The 20661-nt window shown below is 39.4% G+C and carries 21 protein-coding genes; 16 read left to right on the top strand and 5 right to left on the bottom strand.

Translation table 11 applies throughout. The annotated features are described in order from the left end of the window. Positions 1–67 precede the first annotated feature (67 nt). Positions 68–1456, bottom strand: a complete 1389-nt coding sequence (locus tag ACFQ4X_RS13385; RefSeq protein ID WP_379835863.1) for a PLP-dependent aminotransferase family protein — start codon at positions 1454–1456, stop codon at positions 68–70. 124 nt (positions 1457–1580) lie between these two features. Between ACFQ4X_RS13385 and ACFQ4X_RS13380 the strand changes: the two genes are divergently transcribed. The 4 genes from ACFQ4X_RS13380 (at position 1581) to ACFQ4X_RS13365 (ending at position 5826) form a co-directional block, all read left to right on the top strand. After that, a complete protein-coding gene (locus ACFQ4X_RS13380; RefSeq protein ID WP_379835861.1) occupies positions 1581–2516 on the top strand; it encodes a DMT family transporter in 936 nt (311 codons plus the stop codon). A gap of 237 nt (positions 2517–2753) precedes the next feature. Beyond that, entirely contained in the window at positions 2754–4163 is a 1410-nt protein-coding gene (locus ACFQ4X_RS13375) for an amino acid permease (protein ID WP_379835859.1), read from the top strand. A 419-nt stretch (positions 4164–4582) separates the two neighbouring features. Next, entirely contained in the window at positions 4583–5071 is a 489-nt protein-coding gene (locus ACFQ4X_RS13370) for a GNAT family N-acetyltransferase (protein ID WP_379835857.1), read from the top strand. A 131-nt stretch (positions 5072–5202) separates the two neighbouring features. Next, a complete protein-coding gene (locus ACFQ4X_RS13365; RefSeq protein ID WP_379835855.1) occupies positions 5203–5826 on the top strand; it encodes a methanogen output domain 1-containing protein in 624 nt (207 codons plus the stop codon). A gap of 37 nt (positions 5827–5863) precedes the next feature. On the opposite strand, the gene ACFQ4X_RS13360 is transcribed toward ACFQ4X_RS13365, so the two are convergent. Both ACFQ4X_RS13360 and ACFQ4X_RS13355 read right to left on the bottom strand, forming a co-directional pair. Further along, the gene (locus ACFQ4X_RS13360) at positions 5864–6724 is read right to left on the bottom strand and encodes an STAS domain-containing protein (protein WP_379835853.1); all 861 of its coding nucleotides are present in this window, start codon (positions 6722–6724) and stop codon (positions 5864–5866) included. 179 nt (positions 6725–6903) lie between these two features. Continuing rightward, positions 6904–7104, bottom strand: a complete 201-nt coding sequence (locus tag ACFQ4X_RS13355; protein WP_066292711.1) for a cold-shock protein — start codon at positions 7102–7104, stop codon at positions 6904–6906. A gap of 390 nt (positions 7105–7494) precedes the next feature. Between ACFQ4X_RS13355 and moaA the strand changes: the two genes are divergently transcribed. From moaA to ACFQ4X_RS13295, 12 genes are all read left to right on the top strand, one after another. Next, the gene (moaA, locus tag ACFQ4X_RS13350) at positions 7495–8511 is read left to right on the top strand and encodes a GTP 3',8-cyclase MoaA (protein WP_379835851.1); all 1017 of its coding nucleotides are present in this window, start codon (positions 7495–7497) and stop codon (positions 8509–8511) included. Positions 8512–8616: 105 nt separating this feature from the next. Then, entirely contained in the window at positions 8617–9471 is an 855-nt protein-coding gene (locus ACFQ4X_RS13345; protein ID WP_379835849.1) for a VOC family protein, read from the top strand. Positions 9472–9557: 86 nt separating this feature from the next. Then, complete coding sequence (locus ACFQ4X_RS13340; protein WP_379835847.1) at positions 9558–10232, top strand: TVP38/TMEM64 family protein; 675 nt, start codon at positions 9558–9560, stop codon at positions 10230–10232. A 263-nt stretch (positions 10233–10495) separates the two neighbouring features. Further along, positions 10496–11038, top strand: a complete 543-nt coding sequence (locus ACFQ4X_RS13335) for a peroxiredoxin (protein WP_226535843.1) — start codon at positions 10496–10498, stop codon at positions 11036–11038. A 222-nt stretch (positions 11039–11260) separates the two neighbouring features. Next, complete coding sequence (locus ACFQ4X_RS13330; RefSeq protein WP_379835845.1) at positions 11261–11710, top strand: TlpA family protein disulfide reductase; 450 nt, start codon at positions 11261–11263, stop codon at positions 11708–11710. Positions 11711–11716: 6 nt separating this feature from the next. Then, entirely contained in the window at positions 11717–12157 is a 441-nt protein-coding gene (locus ACFQ4X_RS13325) for a Dps family protein (RefSeq protein WP_379835843.1), read from the top strand. A gap of 132 nt (positions 12158–12289) precedes the next feature. Further along, positions 12290–13276, top strand: coding sequence for a TAXI family TRAP transporter solute-binding subunit (locus tag ACFQ4X_RS13320; protein WP_379835841.1), 987 nt, complete (start codon positions 12290–12292; stop codon positions 13274–13276). Positions 13277–13347: 71 nt separating this feature from the next. Then, positions 13348–13830 carry a DUF1850 domain-containing protein gene (locus ACFQ4X_RS13315; RefSeq protein ID WP_379835839.1) on the top strand — a complete coding sequence of 161 codons (483 nt, stop codon included), beginning with the start codon at positions 13348–13350 and terminating at the stop codon, positions 13828–13830. Between the two features lie 25 nt (positions 13831–13855). After that, positions 13856–15808 carry a TRAP transporter permease gene (locus ACFQ4X_RS13310; protein WP_379837168.1) on the top strand — a complete coding sequence of 651 codons (1953 nt, stop codon included), beginning with the start codon at positions 13856–13858 and terminating at the stop codon, positions 15806–15808. A 151-nt stretch (positions 15809–15959) separates the two neighbouring features. Next, positions 15960–17579 carry an ABC-F family ATP-binding cassette domain-containing protein gene (locus ACFQ4X_RS13305; protein ID WP_379835837.1) on the top strand — a complete coding sequence of 540 codons (1620 nt, stop codon included), beginning with the start codon at positions 15960–15962 and terminating at the stop codon, positions 17577–17579. Between the two features lie 70 nt (positions 17580–17649). Next, positions 17650–17973: an MGMT family protein gene (locus tag ACFQ4X_RS13300; protein ID WP_379835835.1), complete on the top strand. Its 324-nt coding sequence runs from the start codon at positions 17650–17652 to the stop codon at positions 17971–17973. A 192-nt stretch (positions 17974–18165) separates the two neighbouring features. Further along, a complete protein-coding gene (locus ACFQ4X_RS13295) occupies positions 18166–19557 on the top strand; it encodes a DUF2254 domain-containing protein (protein ID WP_379835833.1) in 1392 nt (463 codons plus the stop codon). Between the two features lie 27 nt (positions 19558–19584). Here the strand turns inward: ACFQ4X_RS13295 and ACFQ4X_RS13290 are convergent, their stop codons facing one another. Together ACFQ4X_RS13290 and ACFQ4X_RS13285 are read right to left on the bottom strand one after the other, a co-directional pair. Continuing rightward, entirely contained in the window at positions 19585–20379 is a 795-nt protein-coding gene (locus ACFQ4X_RS13290; protein WP_379835831.1) for a serine/threonine protein kinase, read from the bottom strand. A 23-nt stretch (positions 20380–20402) separates the two neighbouring features. Then, entirely contained in the window at positions 20403–20588 is a 186-nt protein-coding gene (locus tag ACFQ4X_RS13285; RefSeq protein ID WP_379835829.1) for a hypothetical protein, read from the bottom strand. Positions 20589–20661 lie beyond the last annotated feature (73 nt).

Raw genomic sequence — 20661 nt, 5'->3', positions numbered from 1 at the left:
GAAAGCGAGCAACCTGGAGCGGAAATCAATTACATTCAAGAGCAACAATGTATGCGTAAACAGCCGTTTATTTAAACCAAGCTCTGACCAGCAGCTCAACAGCATTCTTAATTTCTTCCACAGACAGCACAGCAAACCCCATCAATACGGTTTGATGATCACATCTGCCGTATGCAGAAACAGGATAGACCTTAATGCTGCATGCAGCGGCTTTTTCAACCAGCTCTTTTTCTGTCATTCCATTGTTTGGCCGTACTAAAAGATGAAGTCCTGAGTCCTGGCCGATTATTTCAACAGATTCAGGAAAACACCTCGAAATTTCAGCAACAAGGGCATCTCTCTTCTTCTGATAAACTACCCTCATGCGGTTTATATGCTTTTCCCAATGTCTTTCTTTTATAAAACGCTTTAAAATCTCTTGATCGATACGAGATACGGTTTGTGTGTAAAAGAAATATTCATTTTGATAGATTGTTAAAAGCGGTTTTGGAAGAATCATATAACTTATCCGTAAAGAAGGAATAAGAGCTTTTGAAAAAGTACTCATATAAATGACGTTCTCGTAAGTATCTAGCCCTTGAAGACCAGGAATGGGCTTTCCTTCGTATCGAAACTCACTGTCATAATCATCCTCAATTATAAAGCGATCTGTCTTTTCTTCAGCCCATTTCAACAGCTGCAATCGCCGGGCTATAGGCATGACCATCCCACACGGAAATTGATGTGAAGGTGTTACAAAAACGGCATTTGCTTCGCTTTTTTCAAGTTCAGAAACGATTAATCCGCCTTCATCCAGCGGTATCATCTTTACTTTTTCATGCCGATTTTCAAATAAGACTAACTTTCGGTGATAGCCAGGGTCTTCAACAGCAAACGTACTGCGATTCAATAACTGAAAGAGGATTTTTATTAAATAAGGTGTTCCTCCTCCAATAATGATTTGGCTTGGAGAACAGCGTACACCGCGGGATTCATATACGTATTTCGAGATTTCTTCCCGAAGTCCATATTCTCCTTGAGGGTGGCCTAACAATAAAACTTCTTTATTCTCGGGTCTGATCACTTCACCTGCTATTTTTCGATATACGGAAAATGGGAAGGCATTCACTTCAATGCCTGTATTGGTAAAGTCAAAGCGATATGGAGTATCTCTGTACGTTTTCTCTTTAACAGTTGAGATGTTCCTGCTAACATCTAATTGGTTTCGATCGACTTCACACACAAAATAGCCTTTGCGGGGAACGGATTCGATATAACCTTCAGCGACCAGCTGGCTGTAGGCAGATTCGATGGTGTTCTGACTGATGTTCAGATGCTTGGCCAGCTTTCTTTTAGAAGGCAGTTTTGTTTGCTTAGGCAGGTTGCCGTTCTCTACCTCTTGCTTGATAAAAAGATAGAGCTGCATGTATAGAGGTTTATTACTAAGTGTATCAAGGCTTGGTGTGATTTCAACCACAAAACTGACCCCCTTGAATTTTAAAAATCTGACTCTTTTTATAGAGTCAGAACTTCATTATAATACCTCTATGCTTATCATTTTATATGTGTAAAAGCAAGTTGCAGCTTAGGAGGTATGCTTCATGAAACGGTCTCGTCAAATAGGTTTAATTATGATTATTAGTGGTGCCACCCTATGGGGAATTTCTGGTCCCATGATTCAGTGGCTTTTTCAAAAAACAGAACTGACATCCGCTGACTATTTAGTTGTCCGTTTAATAGCAGCAGGTATCATTCTATTAAGTTTTTTATTTTTTGCAAAACAAGATATCTTCACGATTTGGAAACATCCGGGGCAATGGATTCAGCTTATAATATTTTCGGTTCTTGGCATGCTTGGAGCGCAATATGCTTTTATTGAAACGGTTTACATAAGTAATGCTGTAACAGCTACTTTGTTTCAGTTTCTTGGTCCTGTTTTTATTATGATATGGGTTGCGGTTCTTAACAAAAAGCTGCCTTCATCCATGCAGTTCATCGCATTGTTTGCAGCATTAGCTGGCGTTTTCTATTTGATCACAAACGGATCTGTGCAGGATATTGTATTATCAAAGAAAGCAATTATTTTTGGGGGATTAACAGCGCTTGGGTTTATGTTTTACACGCTGCACCCTGCCTCACTCATTAAGCGATGGGGGACGTCCATTATTGTGGGCTGGGGGATGCTGATAGGAGGTATCGTCCTATATTTGGTGAATCCCGGATTTAGCCTTTCGGAGATGATCGGTTCATTAACGGTCAGCACATTCTCCATGCTTCTCTTGATTATAATAAGCGGAACGGTTTCTTTCGTTCTTTATATCGGCAGCTTAAAGTATTTGTCTGCTGTTGAGACAAGCCTGCTATCAAGTATTGAACCGCTCGTAGCTGCTGTTTTATCCATTACGTGGCTGAACGAATCATTTGGATCGTACCAGCTCTTAGGCGGAACATTTATTGTGATAGCAGTCATATTCCTGGCGGTTCCCGAAAAAAGAATCCTCATTACTGAAAGAAAATTTCTCTTGAAAATGAAATAATCTCTAGTGAAAAAGGTGATACCCGGGATACCGGTATCATCTTTTTTTGAATTTATTTAAAAAATTCAGGTTTCGTTTAACGCGAAATGAACATGGGTATATTTGTAAAAGCGAGCTAACAAGTTAGTAATTTCTGCTATTGCTCCAAAAAATGTCGAAAGTTAACGAAAAATATTGTATATTAAGATTTGAGTGAATTTACAAACAAATTAAAAAAGCTGTCTATGGAGGTTTTTTATGAAAAATGGCATTTTTCGAAAGAAGAGCATTTCTGATTTAGTAGCTGCTTCAAAAACGGGTACAACATTAAATAAAGAGTTAGGTACTTGGGATTTAACGATGCTCGGTATTGGAGCGATCATCGGAACAGGGATTTTTGTCCTTACAGGTGCTGGAGCTCTAACTGCTGGACCAGCTCTTATCATCTCTTTTGTTATTGCCGGTTTGGCGTGTTTATTTGCAGCATTGTCTTATGCTGAATTTGCTTCAACCGTACCAGTTTCTGGATCGGTATATACGTATACCTATGCCACGATGGGTGAATTCCTAGCATGGATTATCGGATGGGACTTAATCCTTGAATATCTACTAGCCGTTAGTGCGGTTTCGGTTGGATGGTCTGGTTACTTCCAATCCCTATTAAAAGGATTTGGCATCCATATTCCAGCTACACTCAGTGCAGCACCAGGAGCGGTCCCAGGTCTAACATCTTATTTTAATCTTCCTGCATTTTTAATCGTTATGTTAATTACATTCCTGCTCTCAGTAGGTGTTAAGCAGTCGAAACGAGTAAACAACATCATGGTTGTAATCAAAGTAGCCGTTGTTTTACTCTTTATTGTAGTAGCCGTTGGTTATGTTAAACCGACAAACTGGACGCCTTTCACACCATTTGGAATGGAAGGAATCTTTGCGGCGGCAGCCTTAGTGTTCTTTGCCTTTATCGGGTTTGATGCAATCGCATCAGCAGCTGAGGAAACGAAAAATCCAAACAAAGATCTTCCAAAAGGAATCATCTATTCATTGCTTATCTGTACATTCCTTTATGTGATTGTTACCGGTATCATGACTGGAGTTGTTCCATACCCTGATTTTAAAGGAAACGAAGATCATCCTATTTCTCTTGTTCTACAGTTGGCAGGTCAGAATTGGGTAGCAGGAATTGTTGACGTTGGGGCGATCCTCGGGATGACAACAGTAATGCTCGTAATGCTTTATGGACAAACTCGTGTATCCTATGCGATGTCACGTGACGGTCTTTTGCCGAAATTCTTTAGAACCGTTCATGAAAAGTATCGTACACCATATGGTTCAACATGGTTCTTTGGTATTGTAGCTGCACTTATGGGAGCTTTAATACCGCTTGACGAGCTTGCAAAACTCGTTAATATCGGAACATTGTCTGCTTTTGTACTGGTTTCCGTAGCAGTACTTGTGCTGAGAAGAACACAGCCTGATCTGCCTCGTGCTTTTAGATGCCCTGCGGTACCATGGATTCCTATACTTGCGATCATATTCTGTGGTTTCTTAATGGCACAGCTGGATGGAGACACATGGGTTCGTTTCATCATCTGGCTTGGTATCGGTGCAGCAGTATACTTTTTATATTCAAAGAGACACTCTAAACTTGAAAAAGAAATTGAATAAGAAAGTATTTGAAAAGAGACTTTTATGGAAGTCTCTTTTTTATGGGGAAATCAGTTAAAATAGAAGGGTGTTTTCGTAATCTTTGTTGCTATTTGAAAGGGTTGATTTCCGCTCCAGGATACTCGCTTTCCGCGGGGCGTGCGGTGAGCCTCCCTATCGCTTCGCGCTCACGGGGTCTCGTATCCAAGGAGGCAAAAATGTGCTCCTGCGTCTGCAAGAAATTCTATCGCAGCGTGCTTCCTCGTCGCATGAATTGCTGAGAAGTATACTCAGGTGGTTGGCACGCTGATCCCGCAGGAGTCTCGCACCTTGCGCTCCAATCAACTTGTCAAAGAAGGGTCTTCAGAAAGCGATTCAAAAACAAAGATTATTTAAAAGTGCCAAATAAAAAAATATGAACAGGATATGGGGAAATCAGTATGATTGAAACACAGCGTCTTCTTATTATTCCTTATACGTATGAGATGGTAGAAGCAACTTTAAAAGGAAAAAGTGAGTTAAAAAAGGTAATAGGGCACAACATTTCAGAAGAATGGCCGAGTCCGACATATGCAAAACGTATTCCGCAAAAAAAAGAAAAGCTGAAACAACACCCTGAAACATCAATCTGGAGCAGGATTGTAATTGAAAAAGACAGCAATACACTAATCGGGGAGATTGGCTGTAAAGGAGGCCCTAACGACAAGGGAGTCGTAGAGATTGGTTATGGCTTAGTCAGACAAGGAAGAAATAAAGGATATGCTACAGAAATGGTTTCAAAATTAACAGAATGGCTTCTTGAACGTCCAGACGTAAATAAGGTAACAGCTGAGTGCTTGGATACGAACATTCCTTCAGCAAGAGTCTTAGAGAAATCAGGCTTTCAATTAATTGATCACAAAGATGGTATGTACTTTTGGGAAAAATAAGTAATTAATTATGCTTAGCTAAATTTTAAGGTTTCAAAATTTTTTTAACGGGTATCCAAAGAGTGTTGTCCATATCTTACCAACCAATCTAAGAACAGCATGTAATTCATAAAGGAAAGGGTAGATGTGTTATGCGCCTTTCAAAAGGTGAATTAAATGGACACACTTTTTTAGCAAAACTTATTACTCAATATGCCTTAATTCATAGAAAAACGATCGGTCCTTCAGCTGAAAGATATATTGAACAGCTTGGACTGAGAACAGGTGAATGGATCGAAAGATTTTATGAAGATCCACTGCACTGGACGGTTGACCAATATGTTCATGTAATAGTGGATTTGAAGAATTCAATCGGCGGGCATCTTGAAATTGTCAGTGTGAATCCTGACCATGTAGTAGTTCGTGCAAAAGAGTGTCCTTTCGGAGAGTTTGTTAAGGATGCCCCACACCTATGCAAAATGACATCCAGTGTGCTAGGTGGCATTGCAGCACGGAAATTCGGTTATGGAAAAGTCACGTTGCGTCAACGAATTGCTATTGAGGATCCGGTTTGTGAAATAGCTATTTATTTTGAACCAAATGATAGAGAAGAAGGGGATATTTATGAAAATGTCCCAACTACACCTGAACACGGAGATCCGTTTGCTTGGGAGGAAGAGACCATCACCATGCTTAATTATGAGCTGAAAAAAAGTGATGAAATGGTGGTCAGTCTCTTAAAGGAATTAGAGGATCTAAAACGCGAACAATCTTAAAATTCAAAGAACAGACCCCTGCAGGATCTGTTCTTTTTTATTTATTAAGTTTGCCATATCCAAAATCCGCTAAGGCTTGAAGCAGATTCCCTTTTAAGGTGATTTCGCTAAAGTCCAAGTTTAAGCTTACGGAAGTTTGTGCAATCTCTGGACTTAATCCGGTAAGTGTCGTTTTTACGCCAAGAAGTTTTAACGTTGATACGAGCTGGAAAATGCGATGAGCAACCATCGTATCAATGTAGCTTACTCCTGATAAGTCAATAACAAGTGAAGTGATTTCGCTTTCAACACATTGCTGCAAAGTTGAGTCTAATAAAATTTTTGCTCGATTTGTATCAATTTCTCCAACAACAGGAAGTACGGCTACCCCAGGGAAGAGCGGGACAACTGGAACTGAGAGTTCTTGAAGGGATAAGTGAAACTTTTCCGCCATATCCCGATAGTTGTTCACATAAGATTTGCTGAACGCTTGTACGGCATAATCAATCATCGGATTAATCGTGGTTGAAATGTGTAAGACAGATTCAGCTGACATGGATTGCAGGGAGCCTTCTTCTTTAATAAAATCCCAAATTGAATTGCGATAATAGGAAGTGCTCTCCAATGATTTATCAAGAGGCTGACCTGAATGAATAGCAGCCATTCCAACCTTTTCACCCCATTGAGAGATAGTCTCTTGCGGATCAGCCAATTTGCCAGAAATCGCGTCTCCTATTAACTGGATAAAAGTGATGGATGCTTCGAGTCCTTCCTGTCCTTGATCTCTATGCTGAAGTGAAACATACGTTTCATTTTTTATAATGTTTGTGATGATCTTCTGGGCGATTAGTTCTGCATTTTCGTTAATCTTCTTACCGATTTCGATTTGATCAAGCTTTTGCATCATATGAAGATCCATTTACTACTCCTAATATTTTAAGACGTTAATTTTATTGTAGCAAAAACAATTCATATATGTTTGAAATTACTGAAAAATTTTTAAAAGTATGAAATAAATTAAAAAGGTGTCGATATATAAAAAAGAGGCAAAAAAAAAACAGGCCTCTAAGAAAGAGTCCTGTTTATCTATTTAGGCAATTACGCCTTACGTACGTTAGTAGCTTGAGGTCCGCGTTGACCTTGTTCAACTTCAAAAGTTACGTCTTGACCTTCATCTAATGACTTGAAACCTTCTGATTGGATAGCTGAGAAATGTACGAATACGTCGTCTCCACCTTCGCGCTCGATGAATCCGAAACCTTTTTCTGCGTTAAACCATTTAACTTTACCTTGTTCCATGTTTGTTGCCTCCTGTCGTGCCAATCCGCACAATAATACTATCCTTGCTCAAAAATATCAAGATAATCGTTTACCTGTTACAATCGAACAAAAATAATTCTTCCTAATCGTAACACTTTCATCATCAATACACAAGGGGAAGTGGCAACTGATTATTTTCACTTTACGCATCATGCTCTAAAAACACCGGCAAATCAAGGAAATAGCTATTAAATTTTATAAAAATTTGGTAAAAATGATGCATATAAATTGCCAAACAATAGGTAAATAGTAATTAAGAACTAAAGATCCATATTAAGATATAGATGTGTTTCGAAAATGCCTTTCTGGTTTTAACTTCCTTTTATTCGTGGTACATTTAGAAAAATACTAAAATAATGGCGTGATGTTATGGATAAAAAGAAAGTTGTTGACCAATGGCAGCGTCCTCTTCGCGATTTACGGATATCGGTAACCGACCAATGTAATTTTCGCTGTACGTACTGTATGCCTAAAGAAATTTTCGGAACGGATTATCCATTCTTAACGAATGAGGAGTTATTATCTTTTGATGAGATCGTACGGATAGCCACTCAATTTGCGCGTTCAGGCGTTGAGAAAATCCGTATTACAGGCGGTGAACCCTTATTGCGTAAAGGGTTACCCGATCTTTTAAAAAGGCTTCGTTCTATTGAAGGAATAAAAGATATTGCATTAACAACAAATGGTGTTTTGCTGCCTAAACTTGCAGCTGAAATTAAAGAAGCAGGAATGGACCGAGTTACCGTAAGCCTTGATACGCTTGATGATCAGCTTTTCGGAAGCATTAACGGACGGGGAGTCGGGGTTCAGCCTATTTTAAAAGGAATAGAAGCTGCCCATCAAGCTGGTCTTCAAGTGAAAATTAACATGATGGTAAAAAAAGGGGTAAATGATAAGGAGATTCTGCCAATGGCTCGTTATTTTAAGAATACTCCTTATGTGCTTCGTTTCATTGAATATATGGATGTTGGTACATCAAACGGATGGAACTGGGATGATGTTGTTTCTAAGGATCAAATCTTAAAGATAATCGGCGATGAACTTCCTCTTGAACCGGTTTCTGGCCATTATTATGGTGAAGTTGCAAAAAGGTATCAATACAAAGACGGCACAGGTGAGATCGGTATTATTTCTTCTATTAGTGATACATTTTGTTCTACATGCACAAGGGCTCGTCTTTCGGCAGATGGAAAAGTGTATACTTGCTTATTTGCTTCTAGCGGTACTGATTTTAAACACTTTATCCGTCATGGGGCTTCCGATCAGGAGGTTTATGAGCGAATTTTAAACACATGGAGTAACAGAAAAGATCGTTATTCAGATGAAAGAAGAGAACAGAATGCTGAAGAACGAAAAAAAATAGAGATGTCATATATCGGGGGCTGATAAAAATCAGCTCCTTTTTATTTTGCGCTTGAAGTTTGTTAATAACTATTTTATAATTACTTACATAAAGTAATTAATATATTTTATTGAAAGAAGGTTTATATAATGAATCCTATTCATAAAGATACACATATCGGCAATGTCACACTCAAGGTAAAAGACCTGGAGAAACTTATTCGGTTTTATACAGAGACCATTGGATTAAAAATACTCACTAGATCAGATTCTGCTGCACAGTTAACAGCTGACGGAATTAAGCCGCTACTGACCTTAGAAGGCAATCCAAAGCTTGAACAGCGTCCGGTTCGCAGTGCGGGCTTATACCATTTAGCATTGCTTGTACCCACAAGAGTAGATCTTGCGAATGTTCTTCAGCATTTTATAAAAACAGATACCCGTCTTGCTGGAGCATCCGACCATAAATTCAGTGAAGCCATTTACCTGCAGGATCCAGAAAACAACGGGATAGAAGTTTATCGAGATGTGGATCGGAACGATTGGGTTCGCGATGAAAAAGGAAATTTGCCTGCAGTGAGCGAACCTTTAGATGTACATGATTTATTAGATGAGGCTGATAACAAAATGTGGAATGGTCTACCCGAAAAGACGGTGATGGGGCATGTGCATTTAAACGTGACAAATATTCCTGAAGCAGAAGAGTTCTATGTGAATGTGCTCGGTTTTGAAGAACAAACAAGAATGGCCAATCATGCTTTATTCATCTCTGCGGGAGGATATCATCACCATATTGCATTAAACATTTGGAACGGCCCGAATTCTATTCCTTCACCTATAGATGCTGCGGGTCTTCAGCATTATGAAATCGTTGTGCCGAATGCAGAGGTTCTTCAGACTTTAAAACAGTCGCTGCAGCAGCACAATATAGCGTTTACTGCTGAATCTAACCACATTTATGTTAAGGATCCAGCCGGAAATGGCATTATTATTAAAAATAGTTAGGTAGTTTGTTTATGTAAAGTCAATATAAGGGAATAGTTCATAGACTGCTCTTTTTAAAAAAATTCGTCAGTAAAGAAGGGGTCTTTATGAAGAAAAACACTTGGGTGAAGTTAACAGTCCTTTTTGCTGCTGTTGTTCTTTTGTTCGCACTCAACCATTTTGTTTTCAAACTTACCCCTATGTCTTTACGTGACTGGGTGTTGTCCTTTGGCATGATCGCACCTATTATATATGTCTTGATCAATGTTATTCGTCCTTTTACACTTTTTCCAATATCGGTTCTATCCCTAGCTGGCGGACTTGCTTTTGGGGCGATTTGGGGAACGGTTTATACTGTTTTTAGTGCAACACTGGGTGCAGTCATTTCTTTTTATCTTGCCAAACATTTGGGTGCCCGCTGGCTGAAAAAGACAACAGATTCTGCATCCAGGATTGAAAAATGGCAGAAACAATTAAAAGAAAAAGGGTTCTTTTATATCTTCCTCCTCAGGATCATTCCAATTCTGAATTTTGATCTTGTAAGTTATGTAGCAGGAATTTCCCGATTAAAGCTTGGGTCTTATGTTTTTGCAACCATGCTCGGTGTGCTGCCAGGAACACTGGCATATAACCTGCTGGGGGATAGTTTTATAAAAGGGAATGGAACAGTTATCGCGATCGCCGTTTGTCTGGTTATTTTGGCAGCCTGTATCCCTATCCTAATGAAAAATAAAAGCCTGATATCAGGGCAGATTCAAACTCAAAAAGAAGATAACGCGTAAACCTTGCTTAAATGAAGCAAGGTTTTTTTGTGGTGATTTTTAAGAGTGCACTCGTTTGTTTATCGTTCAATTTCGTGGGGATTTACAATGAATGTGTTATCTCTATCATAAAAAGGAGAGTTGAGCACAATACTTGTTCTTTATTAATAATTATTATAAATTAGTATTGACTTCAAACAAGCAATCAGTATAATTAAGATTGTTGATAAAAACATGATAATGAAATTCATTATCATTTAAAGATAAAAGGAGTGGAATAAATTATGGCAGAAAGAATGGTAGGCAAACAGGCACCTCGTTTTGAAATGGAAGCGATCATGCCTAACAAAGAGACGAAAAAAGTAAGTTTAGAAGAGAACATGAAAAACGGAAAATGGACAGTCCTTTTCTTTTATCCAATGGACTTTACCTTTGTATGTCCGACAGAAATCACGGCATTGTCTGACCGATATGATGAATTCGAGGACTTGGATGCTGAAGTGATCGGAGTTTCAACTGATACGGTTCATACGCATCTAGCATGGATCAACACTAAGCGTGAAGATAACGGGCTGGGTGAGCTGAACTATCCGCTTGCTGCAGATACAAACCACCAAGTTTCCCGTGACTACGGTGTCTTAATTGAAGAAGAGGGTGTCGCATTACGGGGATTGTTCATTATTAATCCTGAAGGCGAAATGATGTACCAAGTTGTTTTCCATAACAACATCGGACGAGATGCTGACGAAACATTGCGTGTCTTACAAGCACTACAAACCGGCGGTCTTTGCCCGGCTAACTGGAAGCCTGGTCAAAAGACACTATAAGGTTTGGCACACTCTTTGTTGTTAGTGGAAGTGGTTGATTTTCGCTCCAGGTGTTCGTTTTGGGCGTGCGGTGAGCCTCCTCGACGCTATGCGCCCTTAGGAGTCTCACATCTTGCGCTCCAATCAACTGACAACGAAGCGTTTTTACAAAAACATGTAAAAATATTAGAGATTAAACCTAATAAAATTAAACAACTGTTTAACAAATGGAGGTTATAAGAGATGAAATTACGTGAACAAATGCCTGAATTAGATGGTGCTACAGCATGGTTGAACGATGAAGTGAAAAAAGAAGATCTTGTGGGAGAAAAAGCAACACTGATCCATTTTTGGTCAGTAAGCTGCGGGCTTTGTAAAGAGGCAATGCCTGATGTGAATGAGTTTCGTGACGAGTATGAAGATGACTTAAACGTGGTAGCCGTTCATATGCCTCGTTCTGAAAACGATCTGGATATGAGTGTAATTGAACAGATGGCAATGGGTCATGATATTTCACAGCCGATCTATGTGGACAGTGAACACAAGCTGACTGATGCTTTTGAAAACAAATATGTTCCGGCTTATTATGTTTTCGATAAAGAAGGTAAACTGCGTCATTTCCAAGCAGGCGGAAGCGGAATGGACATGCTTCGCAAACGCTTGAACCGTGTTTTAAATGAAGAAACAAAATAGGAGGTCATGTTTATGGATTCCATTCAAGATGTACTAAACAAACAGGTTGCAAACTGGAATGTGCTATTTGTGAAACTGCATAACTATCATTGGTATGTAAAAGGTCCTCATTTCTTTACCCTTCATGAAAAATTTGAGGAACTGTACAATGAAGCAGCAACAAATATTGATGAGCTTGCTGAACGATTGCTTGTTCTAAAAGGTACACCTGTAGCATCCATGAAAGAATATTTGGATATGGCTACAGTAGAGGAAGCTAATGGCGGCGAATCAGCGGAAGAGATGGTTCATAACGTAATGAATGATTTTGAGCTATTGATCTCTGAGATTAAAGAAGGCATGGAAGTAACTGAGCGCGAAGGCGATGAAGTTACCCATGACATGCTGCTTTCAGTTCGGGAAAGTCTGGCTAAACACAACTGGATGCTCCGTGCATTCGTCAGTTAAAACAAACAGGGTGACTTCGGTCGCCCTCTTTTTTTGTATAATAATATCAAAAAATTATAATTATTCTGCAATTTTATTCAACGTTATGCTAAACTATAAAAAAGTAATTAAATTCCATTGAGGAGGAATAACATGAAAAAGGGGATCGCGTTATTTTTCATACTGATTCTTGCTTTCTCTTTGGCCGCTTGCGGACAAAAGATTGAAACTCCATCTGAAAAAGAGGAATCAGGAGAAAGTCCTGCTTTAAATCTTGATCGACTCAGTATTGTGACAGGTGGAACGGGCGGTACATACTATCCACTCGGTGGAGAGATGGCAAAAATTATCGGTGATGAGTTAGACGTAGAAGCGAACTCACAAGCATCGGGTGCTTCAGTTGAAAACATGCAGCTTATACAAGATGGAGATGCTGATATAGCATTTACACAGACAGATATCGCTAGTTACGCAGCTGAAGGTAAGGAGATGTTTAAGGAGAAAGTAGATCAAATTGCAGGTATTGGTACTTTGTATCCTGAGACAATTCAAATTGTTACGCTTAAAGACAGCGGCATTAAAAGTGTTGAAGATTTAAAAGGGAAAAAGGTTTCAGTAGGGGCGCCAGGAAGCGGAACATTCGCTAACGCAGAACAAATCTTGAAAATTCATGGCATGACGATGGAAGATATTACAGCTCAGCATCTTTCGTTCGATGAATCCGCTGAAGGAATTCAGGATGGAAACATTCAAGCTGCATTTATTACAGCAGGTACACCAACAGGGGCTGTAGATGCATTATCGGCTACGAAGCCAGTAACTATCGTACCGATCGCTGACGATAAGATTAAAGAGCTTATTGATGCATATCCATACTATATTGAGGACACTGTAAAAAGCGGCACATATAAATTAGAAGCAGATGTGAAAACAGTAGCTGTTCTATCTATGCTGACTGTTCGTAAAGACATGGAAGAAGACGCAGTGTATCAGATCACAAAAGCTATCTTTGAAAACACAGATAAGATTAGTCACGCTAAAGGAGAACTGATTTCTGCTGAAAAAGCTGTAGAGGGTATGGGGATTGAATTCCATCCAGGAGCTGAAAAGTATTTTAAAGAAAAAGGAATCTTAAAATAAGAGGTGTAATCATGGACTAAGGAATTATCTTTAGTCCATGTATTCTTATGAAGCGCATATTAGGAATCATTTTGATAGTTAGTGTTCTCGCTGCCGCAAGTCTGCATCCTGCCTTTTTAGGGTTGGTTATAGAAGATGGTGAGACAGGAGAACGGTTAGCTTTTATGAAAATAAAGCCTGAAGAAGAATTTAGTATCAAATACATACACTCGATTCATCGAACGCCAGTACTGGAAACTTATCATACGAATGAGGAAGGAATAATTATTCAGACTGAAATGCGTTTTGAGGAATTTGGAGTAGGGATGCCTTCTGGGACGACCGGAACTGAGGTATTAACACAAAAAGATGGGACTTATATCTTGTCCAACATGAACCGGACTTTTCCTTTACTAGATATTCGAACCGGACAAATCATCGCCAATCACACGCTTCTGTATGATGGACATGAGTATCCCTTCTCTAACTTTAGTGAAAAAGGATCTTGGGTTCGAATAAAGACAGAGAAGGTAAATGTATGGCAATGGTTGATTGGAGGGAAAAAACTTGGATAATAAAAATCAAATACAACGTGAACAAATGTCAGATCAAGCTGTACAAGAACTGATGGAAAAGTATGATCCTGAAGCAGGTTTCAGGAAGTTAAAAGGTGCACTTTATTGGATTACACTGATTGGTCTTGTTGCATTTTCTTTATTCCAGCTATATACAGCAATTTTCGGCGTATTGCCCGCACAGCTGCAACGGACAATTCATTTAGGTTTTGCTCTTACTCTGATCTTTTTATTATTTCCAGCATCTAAAAAGAAAAAAGAGAAGAAGCCGCTATTTCAGGTGGCTTGGTATGACATGATTCTCGCTGTTTTATCCATAGCAGTAGGATCATATTGGTACATATTTATGGACGATCTCGTTATGAGGATTGGAAGACTAACCACGCAAGATTTTATTATTGGTCTAATAGCTATCCTACTTGTTTTAGAAGCAACAAGACGTGTTGTAGGACTTCCGATTACAATCATTGCAAGCCTGTTCTTGCTTTACGCGTATCTCGGGCCTTTTATGCCGGGGTTCTTAGAGCATAAAGGATTAAGCGTTGAGCGTATTGTAAGAACTATGTTTTTTACAACAGAGGGTATTCTAGGTACTCCTCTGGCTGTTTCGTCAACTTATATCTTCTTGTTCCTCTTATTTGGAGCGTTTCTCGTAAAAACAGGAGTTGGGGAGTATTTTAATGATTTATCAATCGTGATTGCAGGAAGACGTGTAGGTGGTCCTGCTAAGGTTGCCATTTTCTCTAGTGCCCTTCAAGGTACAATAAGTGGAAGCTCAGTTGCTAACGTTGTAACATCGGGTGCTTTTACAATTCCAATGATGAAACGTCTAGGTTATGATAAAAACTTTGCAGGTGCTGTTGAAGCTGCATCTTCTACAGGTGGCCAGATCATGCCTCCGGTTATGGGTGCGGCAGCGTTCCTCATGGTTGAATTCATTGGTGGCGGCATTACATATTGGGATATCGCCAAAGCTGCTGCTATCCCTGCGATTCTTTATTTCGCGGGAATCTGGATCATGACCCACTTTGAAGCGAAACGAATTGGTCTTAGAGGCCTTTCACGAGAAGAAATGCCTGAGACAAAAAGAGTCATCAAACAAATTTACTTATTGATACCGATCTTTGTCGTTATTTTTCTGTTAATGAGCGGGATGAGTGTAACCAAAGCGGCTCTATGGTCTATCGTAAGTGCGATTGCCGTTGGTATGTTCAATAAGCAAACTCGCATGGGACCGAAGCTCTTTGTTGAAGCATTAGCCGATGGTGCCAGAACGGCTCTTGGCGTTGCTGCAGCTACAGCAGCTGCGGGTATGATCGTCGGTGTTGTAACAGTTACAGGTGTCGGCCTTAAAATGGCGAATGGCTTGCTTGAACTTTCAGGCGGTTATTTAATTCCAACGTTGATTTTAACGATGATCGCGTCCCTCGTACTAGGTATGGGATCACCAACAACAGCAAACTATGTAATCACATCTACTATTGCAGCACCAGCCATTCTATTATTTGGTGTTCCGGATCTTTCGGCGCATATGTTCGTGTTCTATTTTGGGATAATCGCTGATATTACACCTCCAGTAGCACTGGCAGCTTTTGCTGCAGCTGGTGTATCAGGAGGGGAACCGATACGAACAGGAATCATATCGTCTAAACTCGCCATTGCTGCGTTTATTATTCCGTACATCTTCGTTATCTCACCTCAGCTTATGCTCATCGATACGACGTGGACTGAGGCCGTTTGGGTTATTTCAACTGCTTTTGTAGGAATGATCGCAATCGGTGCGGGTATGATCGGCTATTGGATGCGCCCTCTTAATTGGTTAGAAAGAGCAGCAGCTGTCATCATTGGTTTCTTACTGATCTATCCAGAGGGTATATACAGTGCAATCGGACTCGCGGCATTTGCTCTTATGCTGGGCAGCCAATATTGGTTGTTGAAAAAAGACAACACACAAGCACCATCTTCACCAGCGGTATAATGACTTAAAAGCTCAAAGGCTTCGGCATTTGAGCTTTTTTCATGCATTTAAGTTTAAAAAATTCACAGCGGGTACAAGATTGTAAAGTTGAATGCCGTTCATTTATGATACAATCATTGGGAATGTGTTTTTTACAAAGGAGAGAACCTAAATGATTACAGTAACTAACGTTGGTCTTCGCTACGGCGACCGCAAGCTGTTTGAAGACGTTAATATAAAGTTCACGCCAGGAAACTGCTATGGTTTGATCGGTGCGAACGGTGCGGGGAAATCAACTTTCTTGAAAATTTTATCGGGTGAGATCGAGGCGCAAACAGGTGACGTTCACATGACACCAGGCGAGCGTTTAGCGGTTTTAAAACAGAACCACTTCGAATACGAAGATCAAGAGGTTATGCAGACTGTTATTATGGGACATACCCGTCTATATGAGGTAATGCAAGAGAAGGACGCGATCTATATGAAAGCTGATTTCTCTGATGAAGACGGAATGCGTGCTGCTGAACTTGAAGGTGAATTCGCTGAGCTTAACGGTTGGGAAGCTGAATCAGAAGCGGCTATTCTTTTAAAAGGACTTGGAATCAAAGAGGATCTTCATACGAAGAAGCTTGCTGAATTAACAGGTTCTGAAAAAGTAAAAGTCTTATTAGCGCAAACTCTTTTCGGTAAGCCTGACGTTCTATTATTGGATGAGCCTACGAACAACTTGGACCTTCAAGCGATTCAATGGCTGGAAGAATTCCTGATCAACTTCGAGAACACGGTTATCGTTGTATCCCATGACCGTCACTTCTTAAACAAAGTATGTACGCACATGGCTGACCTTGACTTTGGAAAGATTCAGATCTATGTTGGAAACTATGATTTCTGGTATGAATCTTCTCAGCTTGCTCTTAGAATGGCGCAAGATCAAAATAAGAAAAAAGAAGAGAAAATTAAGGAATTACAGGCGTTCGTTGCTCGCTTTAGTGCAAATGCATCTAAATCTAAGCAGGCGACTTCACGTAAGAAGCTTCTTGATAAAATCTCTCTTGATGATATCAGGCCTTCTTCCCGTAAATATCCTTACGTACATTTTGGCATCAACCGTGAGATCGGAAACGACCTTCTTCGAGTAGAAGGAATTTCGAAGACGATTGACGGCGTAAAAGTGCTTGATAACGTAAGCTTTGTAATGAACAAAGAAGACAAGATTGCTTTTGTTGGTAAAGAAGAAATTGCGATTTCAACATTGTTCAAAATTTTAATGGGTGAGATGGAAGCGGACAGCGGCACATATAAGTGGGGTGTAACGACTTCACAGGCATTTTTCCCGCGCGATAACTCTAAGTACTTTGAAGGCAACGAGCCTACACTTGTTGAGTGGCTGCGTCAATATTCTCCTGAAGACCAAACGGAAAGCTTCCTTCGCGGATTCCTTGGCCGTATGCTGTTCTCAGGTGAGGAAGTAATGAAGAAGCCATCTGTATTATCAGGTGGAGAGAAAGTGCGCTGTATGCTGTCTAAGATGATGCTAAGCGGATCAAACGTATTGGTTCTTGATGACCCTACAAACCATTTGGATCTTGAATCAATCACAGCGTTAAACAACGGTTTAATTAGCTACAAAGGTTCATTGATGTTCACATCACATGACCACCAGTTCGTACAAACGATCGCGAACCGAATCATCGAAATCACGCCAAAAGGAATCATCGATAAGGAAATGCCTTATGATGAGTACTTGGCGAACGAAGACTTGAAAAAGCAGCGTCAAACAATGTATCAATAATAGTATGGGAAAGGAGTGTTAAGTCTGAAGAAGATTTGGCACTCCTTTTTATGTTTTAGGAGGAAAAAGCGTGGAGCGTTTTACCGAAGCGGTGATCAATATCATAAAAAGCATACCGCCAGGAAAAGTAATGTCTTATGGCCAGATCGCAAAGGCAGCCGGAAGTCCTAGAGGTGCAAGGCAGGTTGTCCGTATTCTGCATTCAATGAGTGGAAAATACAACTTGCCATGGCATCGGGTGATAAATTCAAAAGGTGAAATCGGAATACAGGATGAGGAACTGTTTTTTACTCAAAAATCATTATTGGAAGACGAGGGACTACAATTTAAAGGAAACAGAACAATCGATATGGAAAAATACAGATATCAGCCAGATAGTGAAGAGTATCTTTAAGAAGAAAAACAGCAAACCCATTGTTAAATGAAATACATTTTTGGAGTGATTCTTTAAGAGAATCGCTCTTTATTTTTGCAGTAAAACGATAGAGGAAGTTTTACTTTTTGTAATTAGGGCAAAATATGATAGGAATCGGTTTGGCTGCTGAATGGTTATTAATCTTTTTTTGAGTCATGAGAGGATGTACACATGTTTAGGATGAATCTGCTTGATAATTATCTAAAGAAATATACAAAAATGTCTGAGAGGGAACTATCTCATACTGTTCAATCTAATATGTGGTTTACTCCTGTGCTTTATGTTATTTTTTCTTCTTTATTAGTGAGTGTTACACTAACCACTGATCTAAAGTACGATTTAGGAGATCAGATGCGCCCTTTTTTTGCGGTAGATTATGATCTCACACGAAATCTAGTGGGAACACTTACCGCTGCTATCTTAACGCTTACTACCTTTACCTTTAACTTGATTCTCGTTGTATTTACAACATTTTCAGGACAGTTTTCACCCCGGATGCTCAAAAACTTTATAGCAAGTAAATCAACACAGCGCGTGCTGGGTATATTTACATCGAGTTTTATCTATATGTTATTGAGTTTTTTATTTTTGAATAAAAGAATGGCGGAATATTATTTTGCTGTTCCTTTGCTCGCCGCGATCATTGCTGCGTTTTCAATGGGAACGTTTATCTTTTTTATTAATCATGCAGTCGCCTGGCTGCAGGTAAATCAGATGACTTACGATATGAAAAAAGAAGCATTATCCATTGTGAAAAATACGTTAGAGGATGAAGTTGATCCTTTTAAAGTAAACGATCTAAGTACGGTTAACAGTGATATCTGTGAGAATAAGGGTAATTCGATATCTGCTAGAAAATCAGGCTTCATTCAGCTGGTAGACTTTATTTCTATTATTCAAGAAGCTGAAAAAGATGATATTGTGATCCAGCTGGAATACACGATTGGCAGTTATGTGTTTGCTTCAACACCAATTATCACGTATTGGAAGAATGGTGAAAATAAAGTAGATGAACAAAAGTATATGTCTCTTATCAGTATTGGAAGAAGGCAGACGGAAGTTCAAGATATAGAATTCAGCATCAATAAACTGGTTGAGGTAGCTATAAGATCTCTCGGTAATTATGATCCAAAAACTGCAACAAACGCTATCTACCAGCTGGGAGAAGTGCTTGCTTCGATTTCGCGGAATTCTATATTCTCAAAGTATTTAGTGGATAAAAACAATAATTTGCGAGTAGTTTTACAAGAAAGAGACTTTAGCCATTATTTATATAATGCTTTTGGCTATATCAGGCACTATGCAAAAGATAATGTCATTGTGTGCACGGAAATACTGAAAGTGCTGGATCTGATGGCGAAATCGCTTAATAAACGTGATTATAATGCGGTATGGGAATTTGGAGTGTTCACAGCAAAAGGATTTGAGGATCTCTTCTTGTTTACACTAGACTATCAGCAATTCCACCTTGCCTTGCAAAACTTAGCTGTTACGACTAAACATGAAAAAGAGTTTGAAGAGTTCTTGGAAATAGAAAAACAAAATAAATTCAAGTCCACATGAAAAAAGCCCGGAAGTTTTTCCGGGCTTTTATATTTGGTTTAATGCAGATTGAGCTTCCGCAACAGAATGAAAAGGCTCGTCCAACTGCAGCATTTTGCGAAGTGCGGTCTTGAATGAATGTGAAATCGTTAACTCCTCTTCCCAGGTCTTTTCCTTCTTTGTTTGGGGTTCATAAGAAGAATAGAGGAGAAACAAGGCAAAATGGCCGAGAGCAAAAAGATCGCTCTTCACGGTGACTGCCCGCATTCGCAGTTTTTCGGGATGGTCATCAGGATCTAACGTTTCTTCATCTGATAAAAAACAAGCCAGTCCAAAATCAATGATGTGCAGCTTTCCATTTCGCTTAATGATATTCGGTATGCGAAGATCACGGTGAATGATGCCATCTTCGTGAAAGGACTCAATAATGTTTAAAAGCTCCAGTAAAATGGCTATGGTTTCTCTTTCATTGTACGTGTGTTGATCGCGAAAAATCAGATCCTCAAAAGTGTCTCCCTGTATCCATTCCATAGTGATAAATAAACCTAAATCATTTTGGAATTCATCTAGAAGCTTTGGAATTTGAGGATGGTTGATTATTTTAAGAGTTTCAGATTCTCGCCGGAAAGACCGGAGTCCGCTTTCGGTTTTTGCCTTAGTTTTTCGAAGCTGCTTCAGAACAACGGTAGTTTTTGTTAGGCTATCAAGTGCTAAATAAGTAATCCCGTAACTCCCCATTCCTAAAACTTCATTAACGCGGTAACGTTCCTGAATGAGGAGACCAGGTTTAAGAGGTCTATCAAATAATGTTCTTTGAAGATCCTTTAAGAGTTCATTGATCATCAGGAATTGTCAGCTAGAAAAGATCAGCTGCTGAAAAAGCTGCTTCTCTTTTTCTTCTTGTAATGCTTATGGCCATACCCGCCATAATGCTTCTTTCCAAAGTCACTGCTGCTGTATTTTTTATAGCTTTTCTTGTGCTTGTATCCAGAGCTGCTGTATTTTTTATAGCTTTTGTGACCCAATAACGATTTTAGTAATTTCTTTAACATATCAATCATCTCCTTAAAGATACATTGTTAATCATATTCGAACTTTGTATACATTATCCTACTGTACGTCCAT

The organism is Fictibacillus halophilus (assembly GCF_042680145.1).
In the GTDB taxonomy this organism is placed as follows: Bacteria; Bacillota; Bacilli; order Bacillales; family Fictibacillaceae; genus Fictibacillus; species Fictibacillus halophilus_A.
This window is presented reverse-complemented; position numbering and strand designations above follow the sequence as displayed.

Bases quoted from the DNA above. Each gene is read 5' to 3' on its own strand.
- ACFQ4X_RS13305 (WP_379835837.1), top strand. From the start codon at position 15,960: ATGATTACAGTAACTAACGTTGGTCTTCGCTACGGCGACCGCAAGCTG.
- moaA (WP_379835851.1), top strand. From the start codon at position 7,495: ATGGATAAAAAGAAAGTTGTTGACCAATGGCAGCGTCCTCTTCGCGAT.
- ACFQ4X_RS13325 (WP_379835843.1), top strand. From the start codon at position 11,717: ATGTTTATGGATTCCATTCAAGATGTACTAAACAAACAGGTTGCAAAC.
- ACFQ4X_RS13295 (WP_379835833.1), top strand. From the start codon at position 18,166: ATGTTTAGGATGAATCTGCTTGATAATTATCTAAAGAAATATACAAAA.
- ACFQ4X_RS13370 (WP_379835857.1), top strand. From the start codon at position 4,583: ATGATTGAAACACAGCGTCTTCTTATTATTCCTTATACGTATGAGATG.
- ACFQ4X_RS13380 (WP_379835861.1), top strand. From the start codon at position 1,581: ATGAAACGGTCTCGTCAAATAGGTTTAATTATGATTATTAGTGGTGCC.
- ACFQ4X_RS13335 (WP_226535843.1), top strand. From the start codon at position 10,496: ATGGCAGAAAGAATGGTAGGCAAACAGGCACCTCGTTTTGAAATGGAA.
- ACFQ4X_RS13365 (WP_379835855.1), top strand. From the start codon at position 5,203: ATGCGCCTTTCAAAAGGTGAATTAAATGGACACACTTTTTTAGCAAAA.
- ACFQ4X_RS13310 (WP_379837168.1), top strand. From the start codon at position 13,856: ATGTCAGATCAAGCTGTACAAGAACTGATGGAAAAGTATGATCCTGAA.
- ACFQ4X_RS13355 (WP_066292711.1), bottom strand. From the start codon at position 7,104: ATGGAACAAGGTAAAGTTAAATGGTTTAACGCAGAAAAAGGTTTCGGA.
- ACFQ4X_RS13285 (WP_379835829.1), bottom strand. From the start codon at position 20,588: ATGTTAAAGAAATTACTAAAATCGTTATTGGGTCACAAAAGCTATAAA.
- ACFQ4X_RS13345 (WP_379835849.1), top strand. From the start codon at position 8,617: ATGAATCCTATTCATAAAGATACACATATCGGCAATGTCACACTCAAG.
- ACFQ4X_RS13340 (WP_379835847.1), top strand. From the start codon at position 9,558: ATGAAGAAAAACACTTGGGTGAAGTTAACAGTCCTTTTTGCTGCTGTT.
- ACFQ4X_RS13320 (WP_379835841.1), top strand. From the start codon at position 12,290: ATGAAAAAGGGGATCGCGTTATTTTTCATACTGATTCTTGCTTTCTCT.
- ACFQ4X_RS13360 (WP_379835853.1), bottom strand. From the start codon at position 6,724: ATGGATCTTCATATGATGCAAAAGCTTGATCAAATCGAAATCGGTAAG.
- ACFQ4X_RS13290 (WP_379835831.1), bottom strand. From the start codon at position 20,379: ATGATCAATGAACTCTTAAAGGATCTTCAAAGAACATTATTTGATAGA.
- ACFQ4X_RS13375 (WP_379835859.1), top strand. From the start codon at position 2,754: ATGAAAAATGGCATTTTTCGAAAGAAGAGCATTTCTGATTTAGTAGCT.
- ACFQ4X_RS13330 (WP_379835845.1), top strand. From the start codon at position 11,261: ATGAAATTACGTGAACAAATGCCTGAATTAGATGGTGCTACAGCATGG.